We start from the raw sequence: 22,559 nt of genomic DNA on the forward strand, positions 1-22,559 counted from the left end.
TAGACACGGCAACGCGACCTTCCGGTTGCATGATGCCCCCCACGGCATCGGCTCATGGACAGGGCCCCTACCCCCGCCCGGTCCGCAACCGGTTCCGAATCCCCCCAACTGCCGCGTAAGCGCAGCATCCTGTAAAACGAGAAGACCAAGGTTCTACGGCGTCCATCATGATCGCAAGATGCGAACGCGGCGGTAACCGGTCATACGCGTTCATTGTGGCGGGTGTGGGGGGCCTGCGGAGCCGTTGTCGACAGGCGGGCGCGGATGTTTCCGAAGTGCTCCCTTATGGCCTCCTCCGCCCGCATCGCGTCCCCGGACCGCACCGCGTCGAGGATCTCCCGGTGCTGCCGGCAGGTCACCTTCGGGTCCTGCGGCTCGCCCCCGAGGTCCGTGCGGACCCGGTGGAAGGCGTCCCAGAACGCCTCCAGGACCTCGCACAGCAGCACGTTGTCCAGCCCCCGGTAGAGGGTGGCGTGAAAGGCCCGGTCGGTCTCGGCGAGGCCGGCGCCGCGCGCGGCCTGCTCTTCCATACGGTCGATCAGCGCGTCCAGTTCAACGAGGTCCGCTTCCGGCATCCGCCCGGCGAGCCGGGACACCAGCCCCGTCTCCACCGCCTCCCTCAGCTCCAGCAGCTGGAGCAGGGAGTCCTCGCCCCGGGAGTGCCCGGCGACCGTGCGGAAGGCGAGGCCTTCGATCATCGGGGCCAGGGACATCGGGCCGACGTAGGTGCCGAAGCCGTGCCGGATCTCCACGATGCCCATCGCCTGGAGCGCCTTCAGCGCCTCCCGCACCGAGTTCCGGCTCGCGCCGAGGTGCTCCATCAGCTCGGGCTCGGTCGGCAGCGGGGCCCCGGAGGCCAGCCGGCGGTCGAGGATGAGCTTCTTGATCCGCTCCTGTAGGTCACGCGCTGCCATGGCCAGAGGGTATCCGGCCAGGACCGGAGGGGGACCTCGGACGGACATACGAAGACAAACAGAAGGCCCCTCGCTGCTGCGAGGGGCCTTCCGGTCGGTGCGCCGCCAGGGACTCGAACCCCGGACCCGCTGATTAAGAGTCAGCTGCTCTAACCAACTGAGCTAGCGGCGCCTGCTGACGTCGTAACCCTACAGGACGCCGCGGGGTGCTCCCGACCACCCGGCCCGGGCGCGGGCCCCCGCCGAGGCGGCCGCGTACATCATTCGGACCGTCAGCATGCGCGTGCGGAAGACAGTTGCGAAACTGACGACGCGGGCCCTCCGGTGCACGGGCGCCGCATTTTCCGCCGGAAGTGTGAGGGGAATCGCATGGAGTCTCCGGTATTCGAGGAAATCGACCCCGCGAGCGATTGCGACTGCCCCGGCTGTGTCCACTGGCGCCGCGTCCTGCCGCGTTCCCGGGCGGGCCGTACCAGCGGCCACCCGGCCGCCCACCGGGCCCTCGCCCTGGCCGCGGTGGCCTCCGCGGCCCTCGGCGCGGGCCACGCCGTACCGGCCGCGGCCGCCTCGTACGCCCCCCACCGTCCCGGTGTCCGCGCAGGTGACGAGCCCGACAGCCCCCAAGGGGTGACGGCCCCGCTGTACGGCCCGGGCGGTCCGGCGACGACCTCCGTCGCCCCCAAGCCGGCCTCCCTCACCCGCACGGAGATCATCGACCGGGCCAAGACCTGGGTCGCCGCCACGGTGCCGTACAGCATGAGCGCCTACTGGTCCGACGGATACCGGCAGGACTGCTCCGGCTATGTGTCGATGGCCTGGAAACTGCCCCGAAACGAATGGACGGGCAGCCTCGCCCAGTACGCGGAAAAGATTTCCAAAGAGGAACTCCAGCCGGGCGACATCCTGCTGTTCCACAATGCGGCCGACCCCGCGAACGGCTCGCACGTCACCATTTTCGGCGGCTGGACGGACAGCGCGCACACCACCTACACCGCCTACGAGCAGACCCGCCCGCACACCCGCCGCGCGTCCACCCCGTACGCCTACTGGAGCAACTCCTCCCGGTACGTCCCCTACCGCTACAAGGGCGTCGTCCCGGAGGAGCCGGTGCCGGGGAAGGACGCCGGCACGCCCGGCGCCCCGGCCGCCACGCCGTTCCCGGGAGCGGCGTATTTCGGCCCCGGCGCGAACAACAAGTACGTCACAGAGCTCGGCCGCATGCTCGTCGCGCGCGGGGCCGGCGGCTCGTACGCGTCGGGACCGGGGCCCCGTTGGACCGACGCCGACCGGCGGGCGACCCGGGCGTTCCAGACGGCGCAGGGCTGGACGGGCGCGGAGGCCGACGGTCTGCCCGGACCGCACACCTGGGAGCTGCTCGTCACCGGCAAGGGCAAGGACGTGAAGGACGGAGCGGTCGGCCCGCCGCCCGCCTCCCACGGCGTCCCCGGCTACCCGGGCCGGGCGATGTTCCGCCCCGGCGCGAACAACGCCTACGTCACCCAGCTGGGCCAGCAGCTCGTGAGCAAGGGGTTCGGCAGGTTCTACCAGGTCGGGCCGGGGCCGCTCTGGAGTGAGGCGGACCGGCGCGCCGTCGAGGCCTTCCAGCGCGCCCAGGGTTGGCGAGGCGGAGCCGCGGACGGCTACCCGGGGCCGGAGACCTGGCGGCGCCTCGTCTCGTAGGGCCCCGGTTCTCACAGGGCCAAGGCCCCTGATCGGCCCCCCTCGGGCGGGCCCCGAACCCCGGCCGGGTCCCCTTCCGCGGGCCCGCACCCGGGACCACCGTTGTGACGCATCTGGCGCGGAGGCTGGAGGCACGCATGAGTACGACCACTTCCCACCCGTCCGAGCCCGACGGGCCGGCCGAGGGCCCGGCCCGGCCCGCCCGGCTCATCCAGAACGAGGCCACCACCGAGATCCCCGTCCACCTGCTGTTCCGTGACGACCCCGACCCGGCCCCGGTGCCGCTGAAGCCGGCGGTCGTCGGCCGCAGGCAGGGGACGGGGGAGCAACCGCGGCTGCGGCGCCCGGCGGTCACGCCGCAGTGCCCGGTGCCCCAGGTCGATCCCGACCTGGTGGAGCGGCCCGCCCGGGTGCTGCCCGGAGCGGCGGGCGTACTGGCCGGGGCCTGCGGCGCGGCCGGGTGCGTGGCCACCTCGTGGTGGGCTGGGGCGCTGCCGCCGCTCGTGCTGGAGGCGCTGCGGCTGCCCGCGTACGCCGGGGCCGGGCTCGGCCCCGCGCAGTGGGCCGCGTATGCCGGGGCCGGGGCGCTCGGGCTGTTCGGGATCGGCGGGCTGGCCCGGGGCCGCACCGGGCGCGCCTGGGTGCTGGGCCTGTTCGGGCGCTACCGGGGGACCGTCCGGCGCTCCGGTCTGCTGTGGGTGAATCCGCTGCTGCTGCGCCGCCCGGTGGACGTACGGCTGCGGCACTGGCGCAGCGAGCCGGTGCCGGCGGCCGACGGGGGCGGCGTCGCGCTGCGGGTGGTCGTGCTGGTGGTGTGGCGGGTGCGGGACACCGCGCGGGCCGTGCTGGGCGTCGAGGACCACGAGACGTATCTGCGCGAGTGCGTCGAGGCGGCGCTGGCCCGGGTGCCGGTGGAGATGCCGGGCGGGCCGCGGGGAGCCGGGGAGGCGGCGGGCGAGACACTGACCCGGCTGGTGGCGGCGGACGCGGCCCCGGTCGGCCTGGAGGTGTTCTCCGTGCAGCCGGTCCGGGTGGAGTACGCCCCCGAGATCGCCGCCGCGATGCACCGCCGCCGGATCGCGGCGCTGGACGCGCGGCACCGGGCGAGCGTGCTCACCTCGGTCGTGGACTCGGTGGAGGACACGGTGACCCGGCTGACCGTGCGGGGGCTGGTCGAACTCGACGACTACGAGCGGAAGGCGCTGGTGAAGGACCTGACGGTGGCGTTCTGCGCGGGCCGGGGAGAAACAGCTCCGTGATTGGTATGGACATGTTCAACTAGCGCCCATAATCTCGAACTTGGTCTAGACCTACACGCACGGCTCACCGAACTTCCCCCACGTTCTCCAGGAGCGGCAGCATGCGTACCAGGACCAAGTTGTCCGCAGTCGCGGTGGGACTGGCCACGACCGGAGCCCTCGTGCTCTCCTCCGGCGGTGCCAGCGGCCACGGCTACACCGATCTCCCCATCAGCAGGCAGAAACTCTGTCAGAACGGCACCGTGACCAACTGCGGCTCGATCCAGTGGGAGCCGCAGAGTGTCGAGGGCCCGAAGGGATTCCCCGCCTCCGGGCCGGCCGACGGACAGATCTGCAACGCCGGCCTCGGCCAGTTCAGCCAGCTCAGCGCCCCGCGGACCCCGTCCGGCGGCGCCTGGCCCACAACCCGGGTGACGGGCGGCCAGAACTACACGTTCCGCTGGCAGTTCACGGCCATGCACGCCACGACCGACTTCAAGTACTACGTCACCAAGCCGGGCTGGAACCAGAACCACAACCTGGCCCGGTCCGACCTCAACCTCACCCCGTTCTTCACGGTGCCGTACAACGGGCAGCGCCCGCCGTCCACGCTCTCCCACAGTGGCAGGCTGCCGACCGGGCTGAGCGGCCGGCACGTCATCGTGGCCGTGTGGACGATCGCCGACACGGCCAACGCGTTCTACGCCTGCTCGGACGTGACGTTCTGAACCTCTGAGGTTCCCTTGAGTCACCGGTGCGGCCGGCGCGGGTAGGTTCCTCCCACGTCGGCCGCCCGGGTCGGCGCATCGACCTCGGGGGATGCGCGATGGACGTGGTCTTCTACGTCGTGCCCGGCCTGATCATGGTCCTGGCCCTCTTCATGGCCTGCCGCGTCGTGCGGCGCTGGCTGGAGATCCGTGGCGCCTGGAACAGCGGGCTGACGGCGGAGGGCCGCTGCCTGCGCACCTTCACCAACGTCAGCGGCGGCCACGGCGACACCTCCGTGCGCAGCACCCTCCACCACGTCTACGAGTTCATCGCACACGACGGCCGGGTCATCCGCTTCGAGGAGGACGGCGGCCCTGCGACGACCGTCGAGGGCGACTACGTCACGGTGTACTACACCGACGGCCGGCAGGTCGTGGCCACGGCCCAGACGCCGAGCCGCACGAGGCAGGCGGTGAGCGCCGTCGGCATGCTGGCGTTCCTCGGGGTGGCCGTGGTGTTCTGCGCGGGGTTCGTCGCCGCGTACGGACAGGCCTTCGGCGAGTACGGCGACGTCGTCTTCAGCGTCGACAGCCGGACGACGGTGCGGCCGTGAACCGTGCGGCCGCGGCCCTCCACATCTGACGATACGTCAATTACTCTGCCCGCCCATGAACTTGACGGCGAGCACGGTCGCGGAGCTGGTCACCGCCCGGTGGGGTGACCACCGCCCCGGTCTGCGGTGCGAGGACCGGACCCTGACGCACCACCAGGTGGCGGCGGGTGCCGCGGCCCGGGCCGCACTGCTCAGGGACCTCCTCCCGCCGGCCGCCGAACCCCACCTCGGCCTGCTGCTCGACAACACCCCCGAGTTCCCGCTGTGGCTGGGCGCGGCCGCCCTGGCCGGGGCGGCGGTCGCCGGGATCAACCCCACGCGCCGCGGCGCCGAACTCGCCCGGGACATCCTGCACACCGAGTGCCGTGTCCTGATCACCGAGCGGGCTCACCTGCCGCTGATCGAAGGCTTGGACCTGCCCGGGGTGCGGCTCCTGGTGACGGACACGGCGGAGTACGCCGAGCTCCTCACCCCGTACGCCGGCGCCCGCCCGGACCCGTGCCGGGCCGCTCCCGGCGACCGGCTCCTGCTCTACTTCACCTCCGGCTCGACCGGTGCCCCGAAGGCCGCGCTGTGCTCCCAGGGCCGCCTGGCAGCCGCCGGCCGCTCGCTGGCGGACCGGTTCGCCCTGGCCCCGGACGACGTCCACTACGTCTGCATGCCGATGTTCCACGGCAACGCGGTGATCGCCGACTGGGCACCCGCGCTGGTGACCGGCGCGACGGTGGCGCTGCGCCGCCGTTTCTCGGCGTCCGGGTTCCTGCCGGACGTGCGGCGGTACGGGGCGACGTACTTCACGTACGTGGGCCGGGCGATCCAGTACGTCCTGGCCACCGAGCCGCGCCCGGACGACCGGGACACCTCCCTCCGCCTGGGCTTCGGCACGGAGGCGGGCGCGGTGGCCGCGGCGGCCTTCGAGCGGCGCTTCGGGGTGCGGCTGGTGGAGGGCTACGGCTCGTCGGAGGGCGGGGCGGCGATCACGTGGTCGCCGGGCACGCCGTCGGGTGCGGTCGGCCGGGCGGCACCCGGGCTCGTCGTCCTCGACCGGGGTACGGGGAAGGAGTGCGCGCCGGCCGTGTTCGACGGGGCGGGGCGGCTGCTCAACGGGGACGAGGCGATCGGCGAACTCGTCAACCGCGGTCCCAGCCTCTTCGAGGGCTACTGGCGCAATCCGGGGGCGGAGGCGGAACGCGTCAGGGACGGCGGGTACTGGACGGGCGACCTCTTCTGCCGCGACACCGACGGTTACCTCTACTTCGCCGGCCGCACCGACGACCGCCTCCGCGTCGACGGGGAGAACCTGGCGGCCGCGATGATCGAGAACATCCTGGCGCGCTACGAGGGGGCGGAGGCGGTGTGCGTGTACGCCGTGCCGGACCCGGTCACCGGTGACCAGGTGATGGCGACGATCGCCGGATCGTTCGACCCGGAGTCCTTCGCGGCCTTCCTCGCCGCCCAGCCCGATCTCGGGACGAAGATGGCGCCGCGGTTCGTCCGGGTGGTGCGGCGGATGCCGGTGACGGCGACGAACAAGATCCACCGGGCGTCCCTGCGCCAGCAGGGCGTGCGCTGCCCGGATCCGGTGTGGCGGCGGGGGCCAGGGGGCGCATACCGGTTGCTGTCCCGCACTGACGGCGACGTCGAAGGCGGGCAGGACGAGTGAGGAGACCAGGGCGGGGACGGGGGCGCTCCAGATCAGCTCGCCGAACTCGGGTTAGGTGCGCGTCCCGGCGGTGATCAGGAACCGTCTCGCTCCGGCGCTCACCTCGGGAACCGTGGGTCCCGCCTGGGCTCCTCCCCGACGTCCGGCTACGACGAGAAGGGGCCCCTCGCTCCCACGAGAGGCCCCTCATCCGTGCGCCGCCAGGGACTCGAACCCCGGACCCGCTGATTAAGAGTCAGCTGCTCTAACCAACTGAGCTAGCGGCGCATGACTCTCGCCTGCCCTCGGAACCGTGTTCCGCGGCGGGCGACGCAGAAAATACTACCCAATGCCGAGGGGTGCTCCTGACCACCCGGCATCCGGCTAGATCGCCATGGAGAGCAGCATCGGTGCCGCGTGGCGGTTGAGGGTGTCCGCGGCCTGACGCAGGCGGTGGGCGTGTTCGACCGGGAGGGACAGGGCCAGGCAGCCGACGGAGGAGCCGGCTGTGATCGGGACGGCCGCGCAGACCGTGCCGACGGCGTACTCCTGGAGGTCCAGGACGGGCACGGTGGGCGGCTGGGACTCCAGGCGGGAGAGCAGGAGCCGGTCGCTGGTGATGGTGCGCGACGTGAGGCGGGCCATCTTGTGCCGGGCGAGGTGGTCGCGGCGGCCGGCGTGGTCGAGCTGGGTGAGCAGGCTCTTGCCGATGGCGGTGGCGTGGGCCGAGGAGCGGAAGTCGACCCACTCGTGGACCTTGGGCGCGGCCGGGCTGTCGGCGTACTGGGTGATGCTGATCTCACCGTCGATGTACCGGCTCATGTAGACGGCGGCGCCGACGGAGTCGCGCAGCCGGTCGAGGGTGCGCTGGAGCTTGTCGCGCAGGGCCTGCTCGCGGTGGTGGGCGGAGCCGAGGCGGGTCAGGGTCTCGCCCGTGACGTACGCGCCGTCGGTGATCTGCTCGACGTAGCCCTCGCGGCGCAGCATGCGCAGGAGCGTGGTCAGGCGCTCCGGGGTGATGCGGGTGTGGCGGGCCAGCTCGGTGTCGGTGACACCGCTGGTGCTCCGCGCCACCGTCTCCAGGACGCGCAGGGCTTCCTGGGCCGAGTGGTACGGGGTGGTCGGCTCGTGCTTCAGCGCCACGGTGGTCTCCCCCTGCGCTTGCTGTAGGGCCGTAATCCGGTCAGTGAACCTCTTCCAGGTTAACCGGCAAAAGGCTTGCGGGGAGCGGGGGTTGACAAGATTCCCGGGGCCCCGGACTGGGGCAATGACACTCTGGCATATGCCAGAAGCATGCCCCAGTCACGCCCTCGTCACGAGGTGGGAGTTCTGCCTGTTCACGGGGTGTAGTCAGAGCACTGCGCTGAGGAACTCCCGTGTCCGGTCGAGCTCGGGGTCGCTGAAGATCTTTTCCGGTGTGCCCGACTCGATGATCCGGCCGTGGTCGAACATCAGTACCCGGTCCGAGATGTCCCGGGCGAAATTCATCTCGTGGGTCACACAGAGCATCGTGATGTCCGTGGAGCGGGCGATGTCCCTGAGGACGTCGAGGACGCCCGCGACCAGCTCGGGGTCGAGCGCGGAGGTCACCTCGTCCAGGAGCAGCACCTGCGGGCGCATCGCCAGGGCCCGGGCGATCGCCACCCGCTGCTGCTGGCCGCCGGAGAGCTGGGCCGGGTGCGCGTCGCACTTGTCGGCCAGGCCCACCAGGTCGAGCAGCCCCTTGGCCCGCTCCACCGCCTCGTCCTTGGACAGGCCGAGGACCGTGACCGGCGCCTCGGTGATGTTGCGCAGCACCGTCATGTTCGGGAACAGGTTGAACTGCTGGAAGACCATCCCGATCTTCTTGCGGACCTCGCGGACCTGCTTGTCGGAGGCCGGGAACAGCTGCTGCCCGTCGACCGTGATCGTGCCCTCGTCGGGCTTGAGCAGGGTCATCAGCAGCCGCAGGATCGTGGTCTTGCCGGATCCGGACGGACCGATCAGGGTGACGTGCTTGCCGGCGTCGACCGAGAAGTCCAGGTGGTCCAGGACGGTGTTGCTCCCGAACCGCTTGGTGACCTGCTCCAGCCGGATCAGCTCACCGGTGCCCCGGGCGGGGGTCTTCTCGGGGTCGGTGCCGGGATTGGGGAGGGTGTCAGTGGGCAAGGCGTCGCTCCAGGGCTCGCAGGGCAAGGGAGGCCAGGTAGGAAATGACGATGAAGGCCACGCCGATCACCGTCAGCGGCTCGGTGAACTGGAAGTGCTCCTGCGAGTACAGGCGCGCCTGGCCGAGCATCTCCAGCACGGTGATCGCCATGACCATCGGCGTGTCCTTGAGCATGGAGATGACGTAGTTGCCGAGTGCCGGCACGACCCGGCGCACCGCCTGCGGCAGGATCACCGCGGTCCACGTCCGGCGCAGCGGCAGGTTCAGCGCCGTCGCCGCCTCCCACTGGCCGACCGGCACGGCCTCGATACCGGCCCGGTAGACCTGCATCGTGTACGTCGAGTAGTGCAGCCCGATCGCGAAGACGCCGGTGGTCAGCGCCGAGAAGGTCAGGCCCCACTCGGGCAGCACGTAGAAGAGGAAGAACAGCTGCACCAGCAGCGGGGTGTTGCGGACGAACTCGGTGACCACGCCGACCGGCCAGGTCACCCAGCGCGAGGGCACCCGCATCAGCAGCGCCCACACCAGGCCCAGCGCGAACGAGATCAGCGAACCGAGGGCCAGGATCTGCAAGGTGACCAGCAGACCGTCCCAGAGGTGCGGCAGGAAGCCGCTGACAGCGCTCCAGTCCCACTTCATGCGACTGCACCTCCCACACCGGTGGTCTGCGCACGGTCCAGCTCCTGGTCGGGTGTGCTCCCGACGGGCTTGTTCGTGCCGGTCTTGAGCTTGCGCTCCAGGCCGCGCATGCCGCGGGTCAGGACGAAGGCGATCACGAAGTAGATCAGCAGCACGATCGTGTAGATCTCCGCGCTCTCCTGGAGCGCGAGCCGCACCAGGTTGCCGCTGAACGCCAGGTCACCCATGCCCATGATGGACACCAGGGCGGTGCCCTTGAGCAGTTCGACGAGCAGGTTGGAGAACGGCGGGATCATCTCCGGCACCGCCTGTGGCAGCAGGATCAGCCGCAGCCGCTGCCAGGGCGTGAAGCTGAGCGCGATCCCGCCCTCCTTCTGCGCCGGGTCGACCGCGTTCAGCGCGCCGCGCACGATCTCGGAGCCGTACGCCCCGTACGTCAGGCCGAGCGCGAGGGTGCCCGCCCACAGCGGCACCAGCTGCCAGCTGAAGGCGATGGGCAGCACGAAGTACACCCAGAAGATCATCACCAGCGCGGACGTACCGCGGAACACCTCGGTGTAGAGGCCCGCGAGGAAGCGGACGATCCACAGCCGGTGGGTGCGCGCCACGCCGACGGCGAAGGACACCGCGGCGCCCAGCAGGGCGCTGCAGACGAGCAGCTGGACCGTGACCCAGACGCCCTTGAGCACGAGTTCCCAGAGTCCCGAGGTCATCCGCCGCAGAGCTCCTTCGCGGTCAGATCCGTCATCTCGGCCTCGGTGAAACCGAACGGCTTGAGGATGCGGAGCAGTTCGCCGCTCTTCCTGAGTTTGCGCAGCTCCACGTTGAAGGCGTCGCGCAGCTTCGTCTCCGTCGGCCGGAACGCGAAGGCGCCTCCGTCGACGTGCGGCTTGCCGTCGACGATCGGCTTGAACGGGTCGGTGGCCTCCGCCTTGGCGGACTTCTTCACCACCTCGCGCACGGTGAGCGCCGTACCGGCGAACACGTCCACGCGCCCCGCCTCGACGGCGTTCAGCCCCGCCACCTGGTCCGGGACGATGAGGATGTCGCTCTCCTCGTACCCCGCGTCCACGGCGTACTGGATCTCGGCGTAGCCGGTCCCGGTGGCGAACTTCGCCTTCTTCCCGACGACGTCCTTGTAGCTGTGCAGCCCCTTCGGGTTGCCCTTGCGCACGATGAACGCGTCGAGCATCTGGTAGTCGGGGTCGGCGAAGATGACCTGCTCGCAGCGCTCGGGATTCACGTACATCCCGGCGGCGACGACGTCGAACTGCTGGGAGTTCAGGCCCGGGATGAGCGAGCCGAACTCGGTCGGCACGGGCTGCACCCGGTCGACTCCGAGCCGCTTGAAGATCACCTTGGCCAGTTCCGGTGCCTCACCGGTCAGTTCGCCGTTCTTGTCGATGAAGCCGAACGGGATCTCGCCGGCGATGCCGAGCCGGACGACGCCCGCCGCCCGGAGCCGGCCGAGCAGGTCACCGCCCTCGGCGTCCGACGCCGTGGCGACCTTGCTGCATCCGGCGGCGCCCAGCGCGCCGAGCGCCGCGACCCCCGCGAGCAGCGACCGGCGGGCGGGCCCGGAGCCGGGCCGGAGTATGGGTTCAGGAACTTTGAGTGGGCTTCTCTGTGGTGGAGCCATGGGCGCGCGGCTACCCGACCGCCTGCGGGTTATGCCGATCTTTTCAAGCCCCGCACGTACCCGGTGCGCCCTTGACCGCAGCGGCGGCGGGCACTCCCATGGAGGGCATGGCTGATCGCTACATCGAAGTCTCGCTGGTCAAGCGTGACGTGACCTGCACGGCCAGGCTGCTGGACGACCGCGCGCCGATCACCTGCGCGGCCGTCTGGGACTCCCTTCCGCTGGCCGGCGACGTCTACCACGCGAAGTACGCACGCAACGAGATCTACGCCCTTTTCCCGCCCTTCGCCGCAACCGAGCCACCCCTGGAGAACCCGACCATCACCCCGATCCCCGGCGACCTGTGCTATTTCACCTTCGCCGGGGCGGAGTTGGGGACCAAGGCGTACGGCTACGACCGTGAGGTCCGCGCCGGGACCACCCTCGTCGACCTGGCCCTGTTCTACGAACGCAACAACCTGCTGCTGAACGGCGACGTCGGCTGGGTCCCCGGCATCGTCTGGGGCCAGGTCGTCGACGGCCTGGAGACCATGGCCGAGGCGTGCAACGACCTGTGGAGGTCGGGAGCGGCGGGGGAGTCGCTCAGCTTCCGGCGGGCGTAGGCCGGCCGGCGGAGGCCACCCCCGCCCCGTACAGCGCGTGGGCCGCCCGCAGCACCAGATCGTCGCGGTGCCGGGCGGCCACGAGCTGAAGCCCGATCGGCAGACCGTCCGTGTCGGCACCGACCGGCACGCTCGCCGCGGGCTGCTGCGTCATGTTGAACGGGTAGGTGAACGGGGTCCAGCCCGTCCACCGCCGATGGCCGGAACCCTTCGGCACCTCGACGCCCGCCTCGAACGCCGTGAGCGGCATGGTCGGCGTGACGAGCAGGTCGTAGCCCTCGTGGAAGCGGCCCATCCGGCGGCCCAGGTCCATCCGGACGTCCACCGCGGCCAGGTACTCCAGCGCCGTGTGGCGGGCGCCCCGCGCGCAGATCTCCCGCAGGCCCGGGTCCAGCAACTCCTTCTGCCGCGGGCCCAGATGCTGGGTCACCCGGGCCGCCCCGCTGAACCACAGGGTGTGGAAGGCCTCGACCGGGTCGGTGAGGTCCGGGTCGGTCTCCGTGACGTACGCGCCGAGGTCCGCCAGCCGCTCCACCGCCCGCCGCACCGCGCTCGCGACCGCCGGCTGCACCGCCACCTGCCCGCCCAGCGACGGCGAGTACGCCACCCGCAGCCCGCGCATCCCCGCCCCGCCCGCCAGGGCGTCGGTGTACGGACCGGCCGGGGCCGCGAGCGCCGACCAGTCGCGTGGGTCCGGATGCCCGATGACGTCCATCAGCAGCGCCGCGTCGGCCGCGTCCCGGGTCATCGGCCCGACGTGCGCCAGCGTGCCGAACGCGCTCGCCGGGTAGAGCGGCACCCGCCCGTACGTCGGCTTCAGCGCGAAGATCCCGCAGAACGACGCCGGGATGCGGACACTGCCGCCGCCGTCCGTGCCGAGCGACAGCGGCCCCGCGCCCAGCGCCACGGCCGCCGCGCTGCCGCCGCTCGACCCGCCCGCCGTGCGCGAGGGGTCGTACGGGTTGCGGGTGATCCCGCTGAGCGGCGAGTCCGTCACGCCCTTCCAGCCGAACTCGGGCGTCGTCGTCTTGCCGACGAACACCGCCCCGTGCTCGCGCAGCCGGGCCACGGAGGGGGCGTCCTCGTCCCATCGCCCCGCCGCCGGGTCCACGGCCTTCGAGCCGCGCAGGGTCGGCGTCCCGCGCTGCAGCAGGATGTCCTTCACGGTTACCGGCACCCCGTCCAGCAGCCCCCGCGGCTCGCCGCGCCGCCATCGCTCCTCCGACTCCCGGGCCTGCTCCAGCGCGTCCTCGGCGGTCAGCCGGACGAAGGCGTTCACCTCCGGCTGGATCGCCTCGGCCCGCTCCAGCACCGCCCGCGTCGCCTCCACGGGACTCCACTCGCCCTTGCGGTACCCCGCGAGGAGCCGTACGGCGGTCAGCTCGGTGAGCTCGGTCATCCACCCTCCCAGGAACGTCAGTGACCAGGTACGTACCCACGCTGCTTGTCGACCACGTTCCTCAACGGCTCCCCGGCCGACCACTGTTCGAACAACTCCACGAACTGGGAGCCGAGTTCGTCGCGCCAGCCGATGATGTCGCCGCTCATGTGCGGGGACACGATCAGGTCCTGCGCCCCCCACAACGGGCTGTCGGCGGGCAGGGGCTCGGCCTCGAAGACGTCCAGGGCGGCGCCCGCGATCCACCGCTTGGCCAGGGCCTCGGCGAGCGCGTCCTCGACGACCAGCTGCCCACGGCCGATGTTGACGAACCGGGCGGACGGCTGCATCAGGCCGAAGCGGCGGGCGTCGAACATCCCCCGCGTCTCGTCCGTGAGCGGCGCCGCCGCGACCACCCAGTCGGCGCGCGCCAGCAGCCGGTCCAGGTCCTCCGGGCCGTGCACGCCGGAGCGCGCGGCGCGGCCCACGAGCGCGGTCGTGATGCCCAGCGCCCCCAGGGTGTGCGCGATCGCCCGGCCGATCGGCCCGGAACCGACCACCACGGCACGGCTCCCGGCGATCCTGTGCGACTCGCGGTGCCGCCAGGTCCGCTCCCGCTGCAGCTCCAGCGTCCTCGGCAGATCCTTGGCCATCGCCAGCACGAGCGCGGCGACGTACTCCGCGATCGGCTGGTCGAAGACGCCGCGCGCGTTGGTCACCACCGCGTCGGAGGCGGCGAGTTCCGGACACATCAGATGGTCCACACCGGCGCTGGCCGTATGCACCCAGCGCGGCCGCGGACCCTCGCCCGGCCAGGCGTCCCGCACGGCGCGCGAGGTGAAGTCCCACACCAGGAGTACGTCCGCACGCGGGAGGCGCTCGGCCAGATGGGCCGCGTCGGTGTGTTCGATACGGGCGCGGCCGGTGAGGCGGCCGAGGCGGGGGAGGGGTTCGGCGTCCAGGACGAGGAGCGTGGGGGTGGGCATGAGCAGCCGATTCTCCAGCCGTTCGGCGGGGCCGGCGGCCGTGCGGCGGCCGCCGGTGACGACGAGTTAACCCGGTGTTGACCAAGGAGTGATCCGGGCGGATTGACCACGCTCGCACCCGAACCTACCGTCGTCAACACGGGCGTTCCCACGATCCGTTGCACACTCGTTGCCCAGCGTGAGGCCGGTGCTTGCCATGGACGTCTCTTTTCTCGGCGGGCCCGGCCCGCAGCGCGGGGTCGGTGTCGTCGCCCCGTTCGACTTCGCACTCGACCGCGAACTGTGGCGCTGGGTGCCGGACGAGGTCTCCCTCCATGTGACCCGCACACCGTTCGTGCCGGTCGAGGTGAGTCTCGACCTGGCCCGCCTGGTCAGCGAGCACCAGACGCTGAGCGAGGCGGTCCGCACGCTCACCGCGATCGCCCCCGAGGTCGTCGCCTACGCCTGTACGTCGGGCAGCTTCGTCGGCGGCATGATGGGCGAGCGGGCCATGTGCGAGGCGATGAGCCGGGCCGGTGCCGTCCCCGCGATCACCACCTCCGGCGCGCTGCTGGAGGCCCTGGTGGAACTGGACGTACGCCGGGTGGCACTGGTGACGCCCTACACGGTCTCGGTGACACAGTCGCTGGAGGCCTATGTCGCCCAGGCCGGCGTGACGATCTCCGGCTGCGCCTTCATGGGGCTGACCCGGCACATCTGGAAGGTGCCCTACCGGGATGTGGTGGACATGGCGCGGCAGGCCGTCCGCGACGACGCCGACGCGCTGTTCATCAGCTGCACCAACCTGCCCACGTACGACGTGATCCCCCAGCTGGAGGCCGAGCTGCGCATCCCCGTGATCTCGGCCAACCAAGTGACGATGTGGGCGGCACTGCGCCGACTGGGTACCCGTGCGGTGGGGCCGTACCAAGCGCTGATCAATCCGGCGGCGCGTTCCGGCCCCGCAGCGCCGGGGGCGGACCCCGGTCCCGTAGTGCCGGAAGAAGAGCAGCAGCAGGAAGGCTGGACATGACAGCACTGGGATTTCTCTACCCGGGCCACTCCGCCGAGGACGACTATCCGCGCATCGAGCAGTTGCTGGGCAGCGACATCCGGGTGGACCTGGTGCACACCGACATCGGTGAGGACGCGCACCGGGTGGACGCGCTGCTCGAGATGGGCTCGGCCGGCCGGCTCGCGGCGGGCGTCCAGGAACTGCGGCACGCCGGGGCGGACGCGGTGGTGTGGGCCTGCACCAGCGGCAGCTTCGTCTACGGCTGGGACGGCGCCCAGGAGCAGGTCCGCACCCTGGCGCAGACGGCCGGCATGCCGGCGTCGTCCACGTCCTTCGCCTTCGCCCACGCCGTACGGGAGGTGGGCGCGGGCAGGGTCGCGATCGGCGCGACCTACCCGGAGGACGTGGCGCAGCTGTTCGCGGAGTTCCTCCGCGCGGCGGGTGTGGAGGTCGTGTCGGTCAACAGCTCCGGCGTCATCACCGCCGCCGAGGTCGGCACCTGGGGCGAGGCCGAACTCCTCGCCCTGGCCCGGAACTCCGACCACCCCGACGCCGAGGCCGTCCTGCTGCCCGACACGGCCCTCCACACGGCGGCCCACATCCCGGCCCTGGAGAAGGAACTGGGCAAGCCGGTCCTCACCGCCAACCAGGTCACGGTCTGGGAGGCCCTGCGCCTGGCCGACCGACGGGTGAACGCGCCGCAACTGGGCGCCCTCTTCACACGGGAGCCGATCGTCCAGGTGTGAGTCCGAAGCCCTGATCCTCGCCGCCCGTGGCAGCGGTCGCGGGCGGCGAGGAGGCCGCGGTTCATGGCCTCCGCTCCGGTGGTGGGGGCGGAGGATACGGCGGTGGCGGGAGGGTGGGCGGCTCCGGGCGGCCACGCCGAAGGACCGAGGGGAACGCGAAGCCGACGGCTGAGCCGGCGACGGCTCCGACCACCAGGGCCAGGAGGATCTCCCGGCCCACGCCGGAGTCGAGCAGCTCCTGCGGTCCGGCCACCACGGCCCCGAAGCAGCCCCCCGCGACCGCGCCGCGCAGGCGAGTGCGCAGGCCGCCCCCGTCCCCGCTCATGGACGCTCGCTCCGCGAGCGCCGCCGGCGGAGCACCCACAGCACGACACAGGCGACGAGGGCGACCAGGAAGAGCACGCTCGCCGCCGCCCTGGCCGCCGTCCAGAGGACTCCGTCCGGCTCCCAGAGGGCCTCCGCCAGATTCATCGCGACGGCCACCGCGAAGGCGGCCTTGAGGCAGTCGCCCGCTCGCGCCGCCCGGTACGCACCAGTGTCCATGGGGCCCGAGTGCCCCGGGGCGGCCGGGGGAAGGGGGCCGTTCCCTCGAACGCGTGCTTCACGGGGGCCGGAATCGGTCCCGCCCCTTCTTCGGTGGAGAACGGGGCAAAGCCGTCCCAACTCCCCGCCCGATGCTGACGAATGCTCAACTCCGCCACCTCACATGCCACGTCGGTTGACCGAAAGCGCGTTCCCCCTCTGCCGCCGATCCCGTGCACACTGACCACGTCCGCAGCCAGTCGTGCCGTGAAGGACTTCCGATGGCCGAACCGGGCCCGTTCAGATCCGATGCAAGCGTTGTCCAGCTGGCCGGGCGCCTGCTGTGCTGGAGCCTGGCCGCGGCCATGGCCTCGGCCGCCGCGGACGCCTCCCTCCATCCCCACCTGAGCTGGTGGGGTGCTGTGTGGCCGCTGCCCTGGTGGTCCGCCTCCCTGGCCGCCCTCGCGTGGACCGTCCTGCGGGCCCGCGAGAAGGCGCACCGCACGCCCCCGCAGGACAGCGCCCGGAGCGATTGGGAGCAGGCCGCCTGACGGCCCCGGGCGCAGTGGCCGGGAGGCCGCCTGACGGCCCCCGGCGCAGTGGCCGGGAATAACCGGGGACAGTCCCCTGTTAGAGCCGGAACGACAGCACCCGGTCCACAGCAGGAGGCACCCCACCGTGGCGGCAGACGACACACGCGGCGACGAGATCCGCGGCGCGGCGCGGGGCAGCGCCCCCGTCCCCCTCTCCGTACTGGACCTGGTCACCGTCGGAGCCGGCCGCACCGCCTCCGACGCCCTGCGCACCAGCGTCGACCTGGTCCGTCTCGCGGAGAATCGGGGCTTCCACCGCTACTGGGTCGCCGAGCACCACTCCATGCCGGGCGTGGCCTCCTCGTCCCCGGCCGTGATCCTGGCCCACCTCGCCGCCCACACCGACCGCATCCGCCTCGGCTCGGGCGGCGTGATGCTGCCCAACCACGCCCCGCTCGTGATCGCCGAGCAGTTCGGGACGCTGGAGGCCATGGCCCCGGGCCGGATCGACCTCGGCCTCGGCCGCGCCCCCGGCACGGACGGCGCCACGGCCGCCGCCCTGCGCCGCACCGACCGGCTGAACGAGGGCGCCGACGACTTCCCCCAGCAGCTCGCCGAGCTGACCCGCTTCCTCGACGACGACTTCCCCGACGGGCATCCCTACCGCCGTATCCACGCCGTACCGGGCCCGGTCCAGGCGACCAGCCCCGGCGGCGTCCAGTCCCCGCACCGCCCGCCGCTCTGGCTCCTCGGCTCCTCCGGGTTCAGCGCCCGCCTGGCCGGCGCCCTGGGCCTGCCCTTCGCCTTCGCGCACCACTTCTCGGCGCAGAACACGCTCCCGGCGCTCGACCTGTACCGGGAGTCGTTCCAGCCGTCCACCGTGCTCGACGAGCCGTACGCCCTCATCGGCGTCTCCGCGTTCGCCGCCGACGAGGAGCGGGAAGCCCGCCGGCAGGTGCTCGCCGCCGCGCTCAGCATGGTCCGGCTGCGCACCGGCCGCCCCGGCCTCGTGCCCACCCCGGAGGAGGCGGAGGCCTACGAGTTCAGCCCGATGGAGCGCGACTTCGTCGACTCCTGGAACGCCAACGTCATCCACGGCACCCCGGACGAGGTCCGCTCCGGCCTGGACGACCTCGCCAAGCGCACCGGCGCCGACGAGCTGATGATCACGGCCAACGCACACGGCGGCGACGTCCGCGTCCGCTCCTACGAACTCATCGCCGACGCCTACGGCTTGCCGGCGCCCGCCTCCGCCTGAACGTCCGGCGTGCCCAGCAGCTCGGAGATGCGGTCCGGTGACACCGGACGGGAGTAGAGCCAGCCCTGTCCGGTGTCGCAGCCGATGCTGCGCAGCCGGGTGGCCTGCGCCGAGGTCTCGACGCACTCGGCCGTGACGGTCAGCCCGAGCCGGTGCGCGAGCTGGATCATCGCCTCGACGACGACCTCGTCGGCCGGGTTGGCGCGGGCCGCCGCCTCCCGGTCGTCGTACTGGAAGCCGCGCACGAAGGACCCGTCCAGCTTCAGCACCGACACCGGCAGCCGGCTCAGGTACGCCAGGTTCGAGTAGCCGGTGCCGAAGTCGTCGATGGCGATCCGCACCCCCATGTCGCTGAGCGCCTTCAGGGTCTGCAGCGGCCGGCCGGCCGAGCCCATCACCGCCGACTCGGTCAGCTCCAGCTGGAGCAGGTGCGGCGCGAGGCCCGTCGCGTCCAGCGTCTCCGCCACGTCGGCCACCAGGTCCGAGTCCCAGACCTGCCGCACGGCCACGTTCACACTGACGAAGATCGGCGGCTCGTCCGGGTGGTCCAGCTGCCACCGCCGGGCCTGCTCGCAGGCCGTGCGCAGCACCCAGCGGCCCAGCGGGACGATCGAGCCGTCCTCCTCGGCCAGTCCGATGAACCGATTCGGCGTCAGTACGCCGAACTGGGGATGGTTCCAGCGGATGAGCGCCTCGACGCCGTGCAGCCGGTCGTCCTCCATGCCCACCAGCGGCTGGTACTCCAGCTGGAACTCACCGCGGTCGATGGCCGGCCGGAGTGTGGAGGCGAGGGCCTGGCGGGTCATGCGGTGGGCGTTGCGCTCCGGGTCGAACAGCGTCCAGCGGGCCTTGCCGTCGGCCTTCGCCCAGTAGAGCGTCGTGTCGGCCGCCTGCATCAGCGCGGTGGGCGTGGTGCCCGCGGCGTGCCGCTCCACGACCCCGATCGACGCCGAGACCGACAGCCGCTGCCCGGCGATGTCGAACGGCTCCTGGACCGCCCGCAGCACCGACTCGGCCAGCTCGGCCAGCTGTTCGGTGCCCGTGGAGTCCTCGACGAGCAGCGCGAACTCGTCACCGCCGAGCCGGGCCACCAGCGGGATGCTGGTCCGTGCGTGGCCGGCCTCGTCCGCGCAGCGCGTGAGGCGCTCGGCGACGGCGGCCAGCAGCCGGTCGCCGACCCGGTGGCCGAGGGTGTCGTTGATGGCCTTGAAACCGTCCAGGTCCAGGTAGCACAGCCCGATCCGGCCCGTGCCGCTCTCCTCGTACGACTCCGCCTCCAGCGCGGCCGACAGCCGTTCGAAGAACAGGGTGCGGTTGGGCAGCCGGGTCACCGGGTCGTGCATCTGCAAGTGCCGCAGCCGGGCCTGGAGTTCCCGCCGGGCGCTGATGTCGGCGACGGCCAGCAGGACGCCGCTGTCCTCGACGGGCAGCGGGGTGACCGTCACCTGCACCCACAGCGAGTGCCCGTCGGGGTGCTTGAGCCGGCGGGTGCAGCGCAGCCGGGACTGCCGGCCGCGCAGCACCTCGCGGTAGGCGTGCCAGGTGCGGGCGTCGGAGGTGAGGTCGACGAGGTCGGCGGCGACGGACCCGGTGAGCTCCTCCGGGTCGCCGCCGAGCAGCGCGGCCAGTGCGTCGTTGGCGCTGACGACCGCGCCCTCGCGGTCCACGACCGCCATGGCGATCGGGGCGGCCGTGAAGGCTGCGCGGTAGGGCTGCCGGGACGGCGGCCCGGTACGGGCAGACGTATCGATCTCACTCTCTGTGACGATCGGCCGGTCCAGTTCTGCTGCGGGCGCCGGCCCTTCGGAGGTTCCGCTCACCGCTCGCTCCCGCATGTATTCGATCTCTGTCCGTGCAGGAAAGGTCAGGAAAGTGTGCCGATCATAGAGGCTGGCACCAGCGCCTTCCAGCCGGTGTCCAGTCTTCCCGGCCAACCGGCCCTACAGCCAGATCGTTTCTGCGCACACCTGGGCGGCTTCTTCAAGCCCCCGACCAGTTGTGACGTTCTGTGAGTGCTTCGGGGGTGTCGGCTTCCGCGATTTTTCGACCCCTTCACCCGACCGGTGCAGGCAAACAGGGCGCAGTACGACAAATCATCACAGGCTGGGTGCGGTGTCCCGCGAACCGTACCCGGAGGTACCCGTGCCGCGTCCGTTTCCGCGCGCCCGACTGCGCAGTACCGCGGCCGTGTTCACCACCATGTCGGCGCTCGCCGCCACCTCCCTCGGCACCGGGCCCTCGGCCGCCGAATCCGACTCGGCCGCGCCCTGCGCCCTGACCCGGACCGACGCCCATCACTCCGAGGGCCTGGATACCTGGAACGCCGCCTATCCGCGCCCGGCCCGGTCCCTCGACGCGGTCATGGTCTTCCTGTCCTTCCCGGACGCCCACCCGCTGACCACCCCGCAGGAGCTGACCGCCGACCACTTCCCGGCCACCACCCGTTTCTTCGAACGGGCTTCCTACGGCCGCTTCACCCTGCGCCCGCACGCGCTGCGGCAGTGGATCCGGATGCCGAAGCCGTCGACCGCGTACGACATAAAGCGGGACTGGAGCCCCGAGCGCCGGTCCGCCTACCTGCGCGACGCCCTCGCGGCGGCCGACCCCCGGGTCGACTTCTCGCGCTACGACGTCGTGTACTTCGTCGCCGACCCCGACGCGCCCGGCGTCGACTCGGACGCGACCAAGGTGGTGAATCTGACGAGCCCCCTGCGGGCCGACGGCACCGACCTGCGCCGGATCGTCACGGTGTTCGAGCAGCACCCACCGGACCGGCTGGTGCTCGCCCACGAGACCGGGCACGTGTTCGATCTGCCCGACCTGTACCACCGGCCCGCGGACGGCAAGGGCGACTGGGACACGCACGTCGGCGACTGGGACCTGATGGGCAGCCAGTTCGGGCTCGCGCCCGACCTCTTCGCCTGGCACAAGTGGAAGCTGGGCTGGCTGGACTCGCGGCAGGTGCGGTGCGTGCAGGACGCCGGGCCCGCCCGGCTGACCCTGGAGCCGCTGACCGCGGGGCCGGGGGCACCGGCGACGGGGGCCGCGGGGGCGCAGGCCTTCGGGCTCGGGCGGGGCGCCAAGCTCGCGGTGGTGCGGACGGGGGCCGACAGCGTGCTCGCGTTCGAGGTGCGGGGGCCGGTGGGCAACGACGCGACCGCGTGCCGGCAGGGGGTGCTGGTGTACCGGGTGCGGGGCGGTGCGCAGTCCGGCGGCGGGCCCATCGAGGTGATCGACGCCCATCCGCACACCGACGCGTGCTGGGCGAGCTCCGTCTACCCGCCCCTCGCGGACGCCCCGATCGGCATCGGGGAGAGCTTCACGGTGCCGGGCGAAGAGGTGCGGGTGGAGGTGGAGGGGCGCACGGTGTCGGGGGCGTGGACGGTGAAGATCACAGTGGGGCGCTGAGGGCGCCTGCGAAGGGTCAGCCGGGCATGCGAAAGGCCCCTCGTTCTCACGAGGGGCCTTTCACCGTCTGGTGCGCCGCCAGGGACTCGAACCCCGGACCCGCTGATTAAGAGTCAGCTGCTCTAACCAACTGAGCTAGCGGCGCCTGCTGACGTCGTAGACCTTAGCATCCTGGTCGGGGGGAGGAAAAATCGAAATCCGCACTGCTGAGCGGGCCGCTCGGACGGCCGCCCAGAGCAGTACCTCGGGGCCGGGGAGCCAGGGCTGACGGGTGTCGGGCGCGACGAGCCAACGGGTGGCGGAGCGGCCGGGAGTGCCGGCCCCGGCGGGCGCCGGATGGGTGGGAGCGGGGCTGTCCGCGAGGGCCGGGCGAGTGCGTTCCGGGTAGGCCGGGGCGGCGGGGGCGGTGAGCTCCGGCGGGGTAGGGCCGGTGGGGAGGGGGCGTTCCGACGGGGCCGGGACGGTCACCGCGTCGCCGGTGCCGTGGCACAGCAGCGGCGGTACGGAGTCCGTACGGCGGTCGTCCCGGTTGCGCGTGCCCCACTCCTCCCACTCCAGCAGTGCGGGGAGCCGCTGTGCCGTCCCCGGGGCGGCGAACAGCAGCATCCGGCCCCGGAACTCCGCGACCGGCCCCGAGCCGGGGCCGTCGTCCCACAGCCGGTCGAGCATCCGCCGGCCGAACAGCGCGGGGGCGCTGACCACGTCGAAGACCGACCCGCAGGGCAGTACGACCGGGGCGTCCGGCCGCTCCTGCCAGAGGGCGAGCGTGCTTCGCGGATACGTTCCTGCCGAGGCGAGCCAGGCGGCCCCGTCCGGGGTGACATCGGAGGCGTTCCATGCGCTGCTCATGACGTCCAGGTCTACCCGCCGTGAGCGTGCGATTCCCGAGGGTTGCGGGAAATCGGGACAG

At 72.1% G+C, this 22,559-nt stretch carries 23 protein-coding genes and 3 tRNA genes; 11 read left to right on the forward strand and 15 right to left on the reverse strand.

The features are described from left to right. Nucleotides 1-200: 200 nt before the first annotated feature. On the reverse strand, nucleotides 201-914 hold the full coding sequence (locus ACFZDI_RS17205) for an FCD domain-containing protein (RefSeq protein ID WP_391251371.1): 714 nt from the start codon (nucleotides 912-914) through the stop codon (nucleotides 201-203). Nucleotides 915-1,012: 98 nt separating this feature from the next. Then, nucleotides 1,013-1,086, reverse strand: a tRNA-Lys gene (locus ACFZDI_RS17210). 197 nt (nucleotides 1,087-1,283) lie between these two features. Between ACFZDI_RS17210 and ACFZDI_RS17215 the strand changes: the two genes are divergently transcribed. From ACFZDI_RS17215 to ACFZDI_RS17235, 5 genes are all read left to right on the forward strand, one after another. Beyond that, the gene (locus tag ACFZDI_RS17215; RefSeq protein WP_391251373.1) at nucleotides 1,284-2,594 is read left to right on the forward strand and encodes a peptidoglycan-binding protein; all 1,311 of its coding nucleotides are present in this window, start codon (nucleotides 1,284-1,286) and stop codon (nucleotides 2,592-2,594) included. A gap of 137 nt (nucleotides 2,595-2,731) precedes the next feature. Continuing rightward, the gene (locus tag ACFZDI_RS17220) at nucleotides 2,732-3,853 is read left to right on the forward strand and encodes an SPFH domain-containing protein (RefSeq protein ID WP_391251375.1); all 1,122 of its coding nucleotides are present in this window, start codon (nucleotides 2,732-2,734) and stop codon (nucleotides 3,851-3,853) included. 101 nt (nucleotides 3,854-3,954) lie between these two features. Beyond that, entirely contained in the window at nucleotides 3,955-4,560 is a 606-nt protein-coding gene (locus ACFZDI_RS17225) for a lytic polysaccharide monooxygenase (RefSeq protein WP_234849025.1), read from the forward strand. Between the two features lie 98 nt (nucleotides 4,561-4,658). Then, a complete protein-coding gene (locus ACFZDI_RS17230; protein ID WP_391251377.1) occupies nucleotides 4,659-5,153 on the forward strand; it encodes a hypothetical protein in 495 nt (164 codons plus the stop codon). A gap of 55 nt (nucleotides 5,154-5,208) precedes the next feature. Beyond that, a complete protein-coding gene (locus ACFZDI_RS17235; RefSeq protein WP_391251380.1) occupies nucleotides 5,209-6,816 on the forward strand; it encodes an AMP-binding protein in 1,608 nt (535 codons plus the stop codon). Between the two features lie 193 nt (nucleotides 6,817-7,009). Here ACFZDI_RS17235 and ACFZDI_RS17240 read toward each other — a convergent pair. The 6 genes from ACFZDI_RS17240 to ehuB all read right to left on the reverse strand — a co-directional run bounded on the left by ACFZDI_RS17240 (nucleotide 7,010) and on the right by ehuB (nucleotide 11,222). After that, nucleotides 7,010-7,083, reverse strand: a tRNA-Lys gene (locus ACFZDI_RS17240). Nucleotides 7,084-7,179: 96 nt separating this feature from the next. Then, nucleotides 7,180-7,938: an IclR family transcriptional regulator C-terminal domain-containing protein gene (locus ACFZDI_RS17245; protein WP_391251382.1), complete on the reverse strand. Its 759-nt coding sequence runs from the start codon at nucleotides 7,936-7,938 to the stop codon at nucleotides 7,180-7,182. Nucleotides 7,939-8,145: 207 nt separating this feature from the next. Continuing rightward, nucleotides 8,146-8,943 carry an ectoine/hydroxyectoine ABC transporter ATP-binding protein EhuA gene (gene ehuA / locus ACFZDI_RS17250; RefSeq protein ID WP_234849020.1) on the reverse strand — a complete coding sequence of 266 codons (798 nt, stop codon included), beginning with the start codon at nucleotides 8,941-8,943 and terminating at the stop codon, nucleotides 8,146-8,148. Beyond that, a complete protein-coding gene (gene ehuD / locus ACFZDI_RS17255) occupies nucleotides 8,933-9,583 on the reverse strand; it encodes an ectoine/hydroxyectoine ABC transporter permease subunit EhuD (protein ID WP_234849019.1) in 651 nt (216 codons plus the stop codon). The genes ehuA and ehuD overlap by 11 nt, the downstream gene beginning before the upstream one ends. Then, nucleotides 9,580-10,296, reverse strand: coding sequence for an ectoine/hydroxyectoine ABC transporter permease subunit EhuC (gene ehuC / locus ACFZDI_RS17260; protein WP_391251385.1), 717 nt, complete (start codon nucleotides 10,294-10,296; stop codon nucleotides 9,580-9,582). Before ehuC ends, ehuD begins: the two co-directional genes overlap by 4 nt. Further along, nucleotides 10,293-11,222, reverse strand: a complete 930-nt coding sequence (gene ehuB / locus ACFZDI_RS17265) for an ectoine/hydroxyectoine ABC transporter substrate-binding protein EhuB (RefSeq protein WP_391251387.1) — start codon at nucleotides 11,220-11,222, stop codon at nucleotides 10,293-10,295. Before ehuB ends, ehuC begins: the two co-directional genes overlap by 4 nt. Before the next feature lie 107 nt (nucleotides 11,223-11,329). On the opposite strand from ehuB, the gene ACFZDI_RS17270 reads away from it, so the two are divergent. Continuing rightward, on the forward strand, nucleotides 11,330-11,824 hold the full coding sequence (locus ACFZDI_RS17270; protein ID WP_234849016.1) for a DUF3830 family protein: 495 nt from the start codon (nucleotides 11,330-11,332) through the stop codon (nucleotides 11,822-11,824). Here the strand turns inward: ACFZDI_RS17270 and ACFZDI_RS17275 are convergent. Both ACFZDI_RS17275 and ACFZDI_RS17280 read right to left on the reverse strand, forming a co-directional pair. Next, nucleotides 11,805-13,223: an amidase gene (locus ACFZDI_RS17275; RefSeq protein ID WP_391251389.1), complete on the reverse strand. Its 1,419-nt coding sequence runs from the start codon at nucleotides 13,221-13,223 to the stop codon at nucleotides 11,805-11,807. The two genes, ACFZDI_RS17270 and ACFZDI_RS17275, sit on opposite strands and share 20 nt — an antisense overlap. 17 nt (nucleotides 13,224-13,240) lie before the next feature. Beyond that, entirely contained in the window at nucleotides 13,241-14,188 is a 948-nt protein-coding gene (locus tag ACFZDI_RS17280) for an NAD(P)-dependent oxidoreductase (protein WP_391251391.1), read from the reverse strand. Nucleotides 14,189-14,384: 196 nt separating this feature from the next. Here ACFZDI_RS17280 and ACFZDI_RS17285 point away from each other — a divergent pair, with 196 nt between their 5' ends. Then, nucleotides 14,385-15,200: an aspartate/glutamate racemase family protein gene (locus tag ACFZDI_RS17285; RefSeq protein ID WP_234849013.1), complete on the forward strand. Its 816-nt coding sequence runs from the start codon at nucleotides 14,385-14,387 to the stop codon at nucleotides 15,198-15,200. After that, complete coding sequence (locus ACFZDI_RS17290) at nucleotides 15,197-15,928, forward strand: aspartate/glutamate racemase family protein (RefSeq protein ID WP_391251393.1); 732 nt, start codon at nucleotides 15,197-15,199, stop codon at nucleotides 15,926-15,928. Before ACFZDI_RS17285 ends, ACFZDI_RS17290 begins: the two co-directional genes overlap by 4 nt. Nucleotides 15,929-15,989: 61 nt before the next feature. Here ACFZDI_RS17290 and ACFZDI_RS17295 read toward each other — a convergent pair whose 3' ends face one another. Both ACFZDI_RS17295 and ACFZDI_RS17300 read right to left on the reverse strand, forming a co-directional pair. Beyond that, on the reverse strand, nucleotides 15,990-16,253 hold the full coding sequence (locus tag ACFZDI_RS17295) for a hypothetical protein (protein ID WP_391251395.1): 264 nt from the start codon (nucleotides 16,251-16,253) through the stop codon (nucleotides 15,990-15,992). Then, entirely contained in the window at nucleotides 16,250-16,471 is a 222-nt protein-coding gene (locus ACFZDI_RS17300) for a hypothetical protein (RefSeq protein WP_391251397.1), read from the reverse strand. Before ACFZDI_RS17300 ends, ACFZDI_RS17295 begins: the two co-directional genes overlap by 4 nt. A 260-nt stretch (nucleotides 16,472-16,731) precedes the next feature. Here ACFZDI_RS17300 and ACFZDI_RS17305 point away from each other — a divergent pair, with 260 nt between their 5' ends. Further along, nucleotides 16,732-17,001 carry a hypothetical protein gene (locus tag ACFZDI_RS17305; RefSeq protein ID WP_391251399.1) on the forward strand — a complete coding sequence of 90 codons (270 nt, stop codon included), beginning with the start codon at nucleotides 16,732-16,734 and terminating at the stop codon, nucleotides 16,999-17,001. A 127-nt stretch (nucleotides 17,002-17,128) separates the two neighbouring features. Further along, complete coding sequence (locus tag ACFZDI_RS17310; protein ID WP_391251401.1) at nucleotides 17,129-18,241, forward strand: MsnO8 family LLM class oxidoreductase; 1,113 nt, start codon at nucleotides 17,129-17,131, stop codon at nucleotides 18,239-18,241. On the opposite strand, the gene ACFZDI_RS17315 is transcribed toward ACFZDI_RS17310, so the two are convergent. Beyond that, nucleotides 18,211-20,076 (reverse strand): EAL domain-containing protein, encoded by a 1,866-nt coding sequence (locus ACFZDI_RS17315; RefSeq protein WP_391251403.1) that lies wholly within the window; start codon nucleotides 20,074-20,076, stop codon nucleotides 18,211-18,213. The genes ACFZDI_RS17310 and ACFZDI_RS17315 overlap by 31 nt on opposite strands. 277 nt (nucleotides 20,077-20,353) lie before the next feature. Here ACFZDI_RS17315 and ACFZDI_RS17320 point away from each other — a divergent pair, with 277 nt between their 5' ends. Then, entirely contained in the window at nucleotides 20,354-21,649 is a 1,296-nt protein-coding gene (locus ACFZDI_RS17320; RefSeq protein ID WP_391251405.1) for a M6 family metalloprotease domain-containing protein, read from the forward strand. Between the two features lie 68 nt (nucleotides 21,650-21,717). Here the strand turns inward: ACFZDI_RS17320 and ACFZDI_RS17325 are convergent. Together ACFZDI_RS17325 and ACFZDI_RS17330 are read right to left on the reverse strand one after the other, a co-directional pair. Then, nucleotides 21,718-21,794, reverse strand: a tRNA-Lys gene (locus ACFZDI_RS17325). Beyond that, nucleotides 21,785-22,498, reverse strand: coding sequence for a bifunctional DNA primase/polymerase (locus tag ACFZDI_RS17330; protein WP_391251407.1), 714 nt, complete (start codon nucleotides 22,496-22,498; stop codon nucleotides 21,785-21,787). Before ACFZDI_RS17330 ends, ACFZDI_RS17325 begins: the two co-directional genes overlap by 10 nt. Between the last annotated feature and the right edge of the window lie 61 nt (nucleotides 22,499-22,559).

This window comes from Streptomyces sp. NPDC007907 (assembly GCF_042959365.1).
Taxonomy (GTDB): Bacteria; Actinomycetota; Actinomycetes; order Streptomycetales; family Streptomycetaceae; genus Streptomyces; species Streptomyces indiaensis.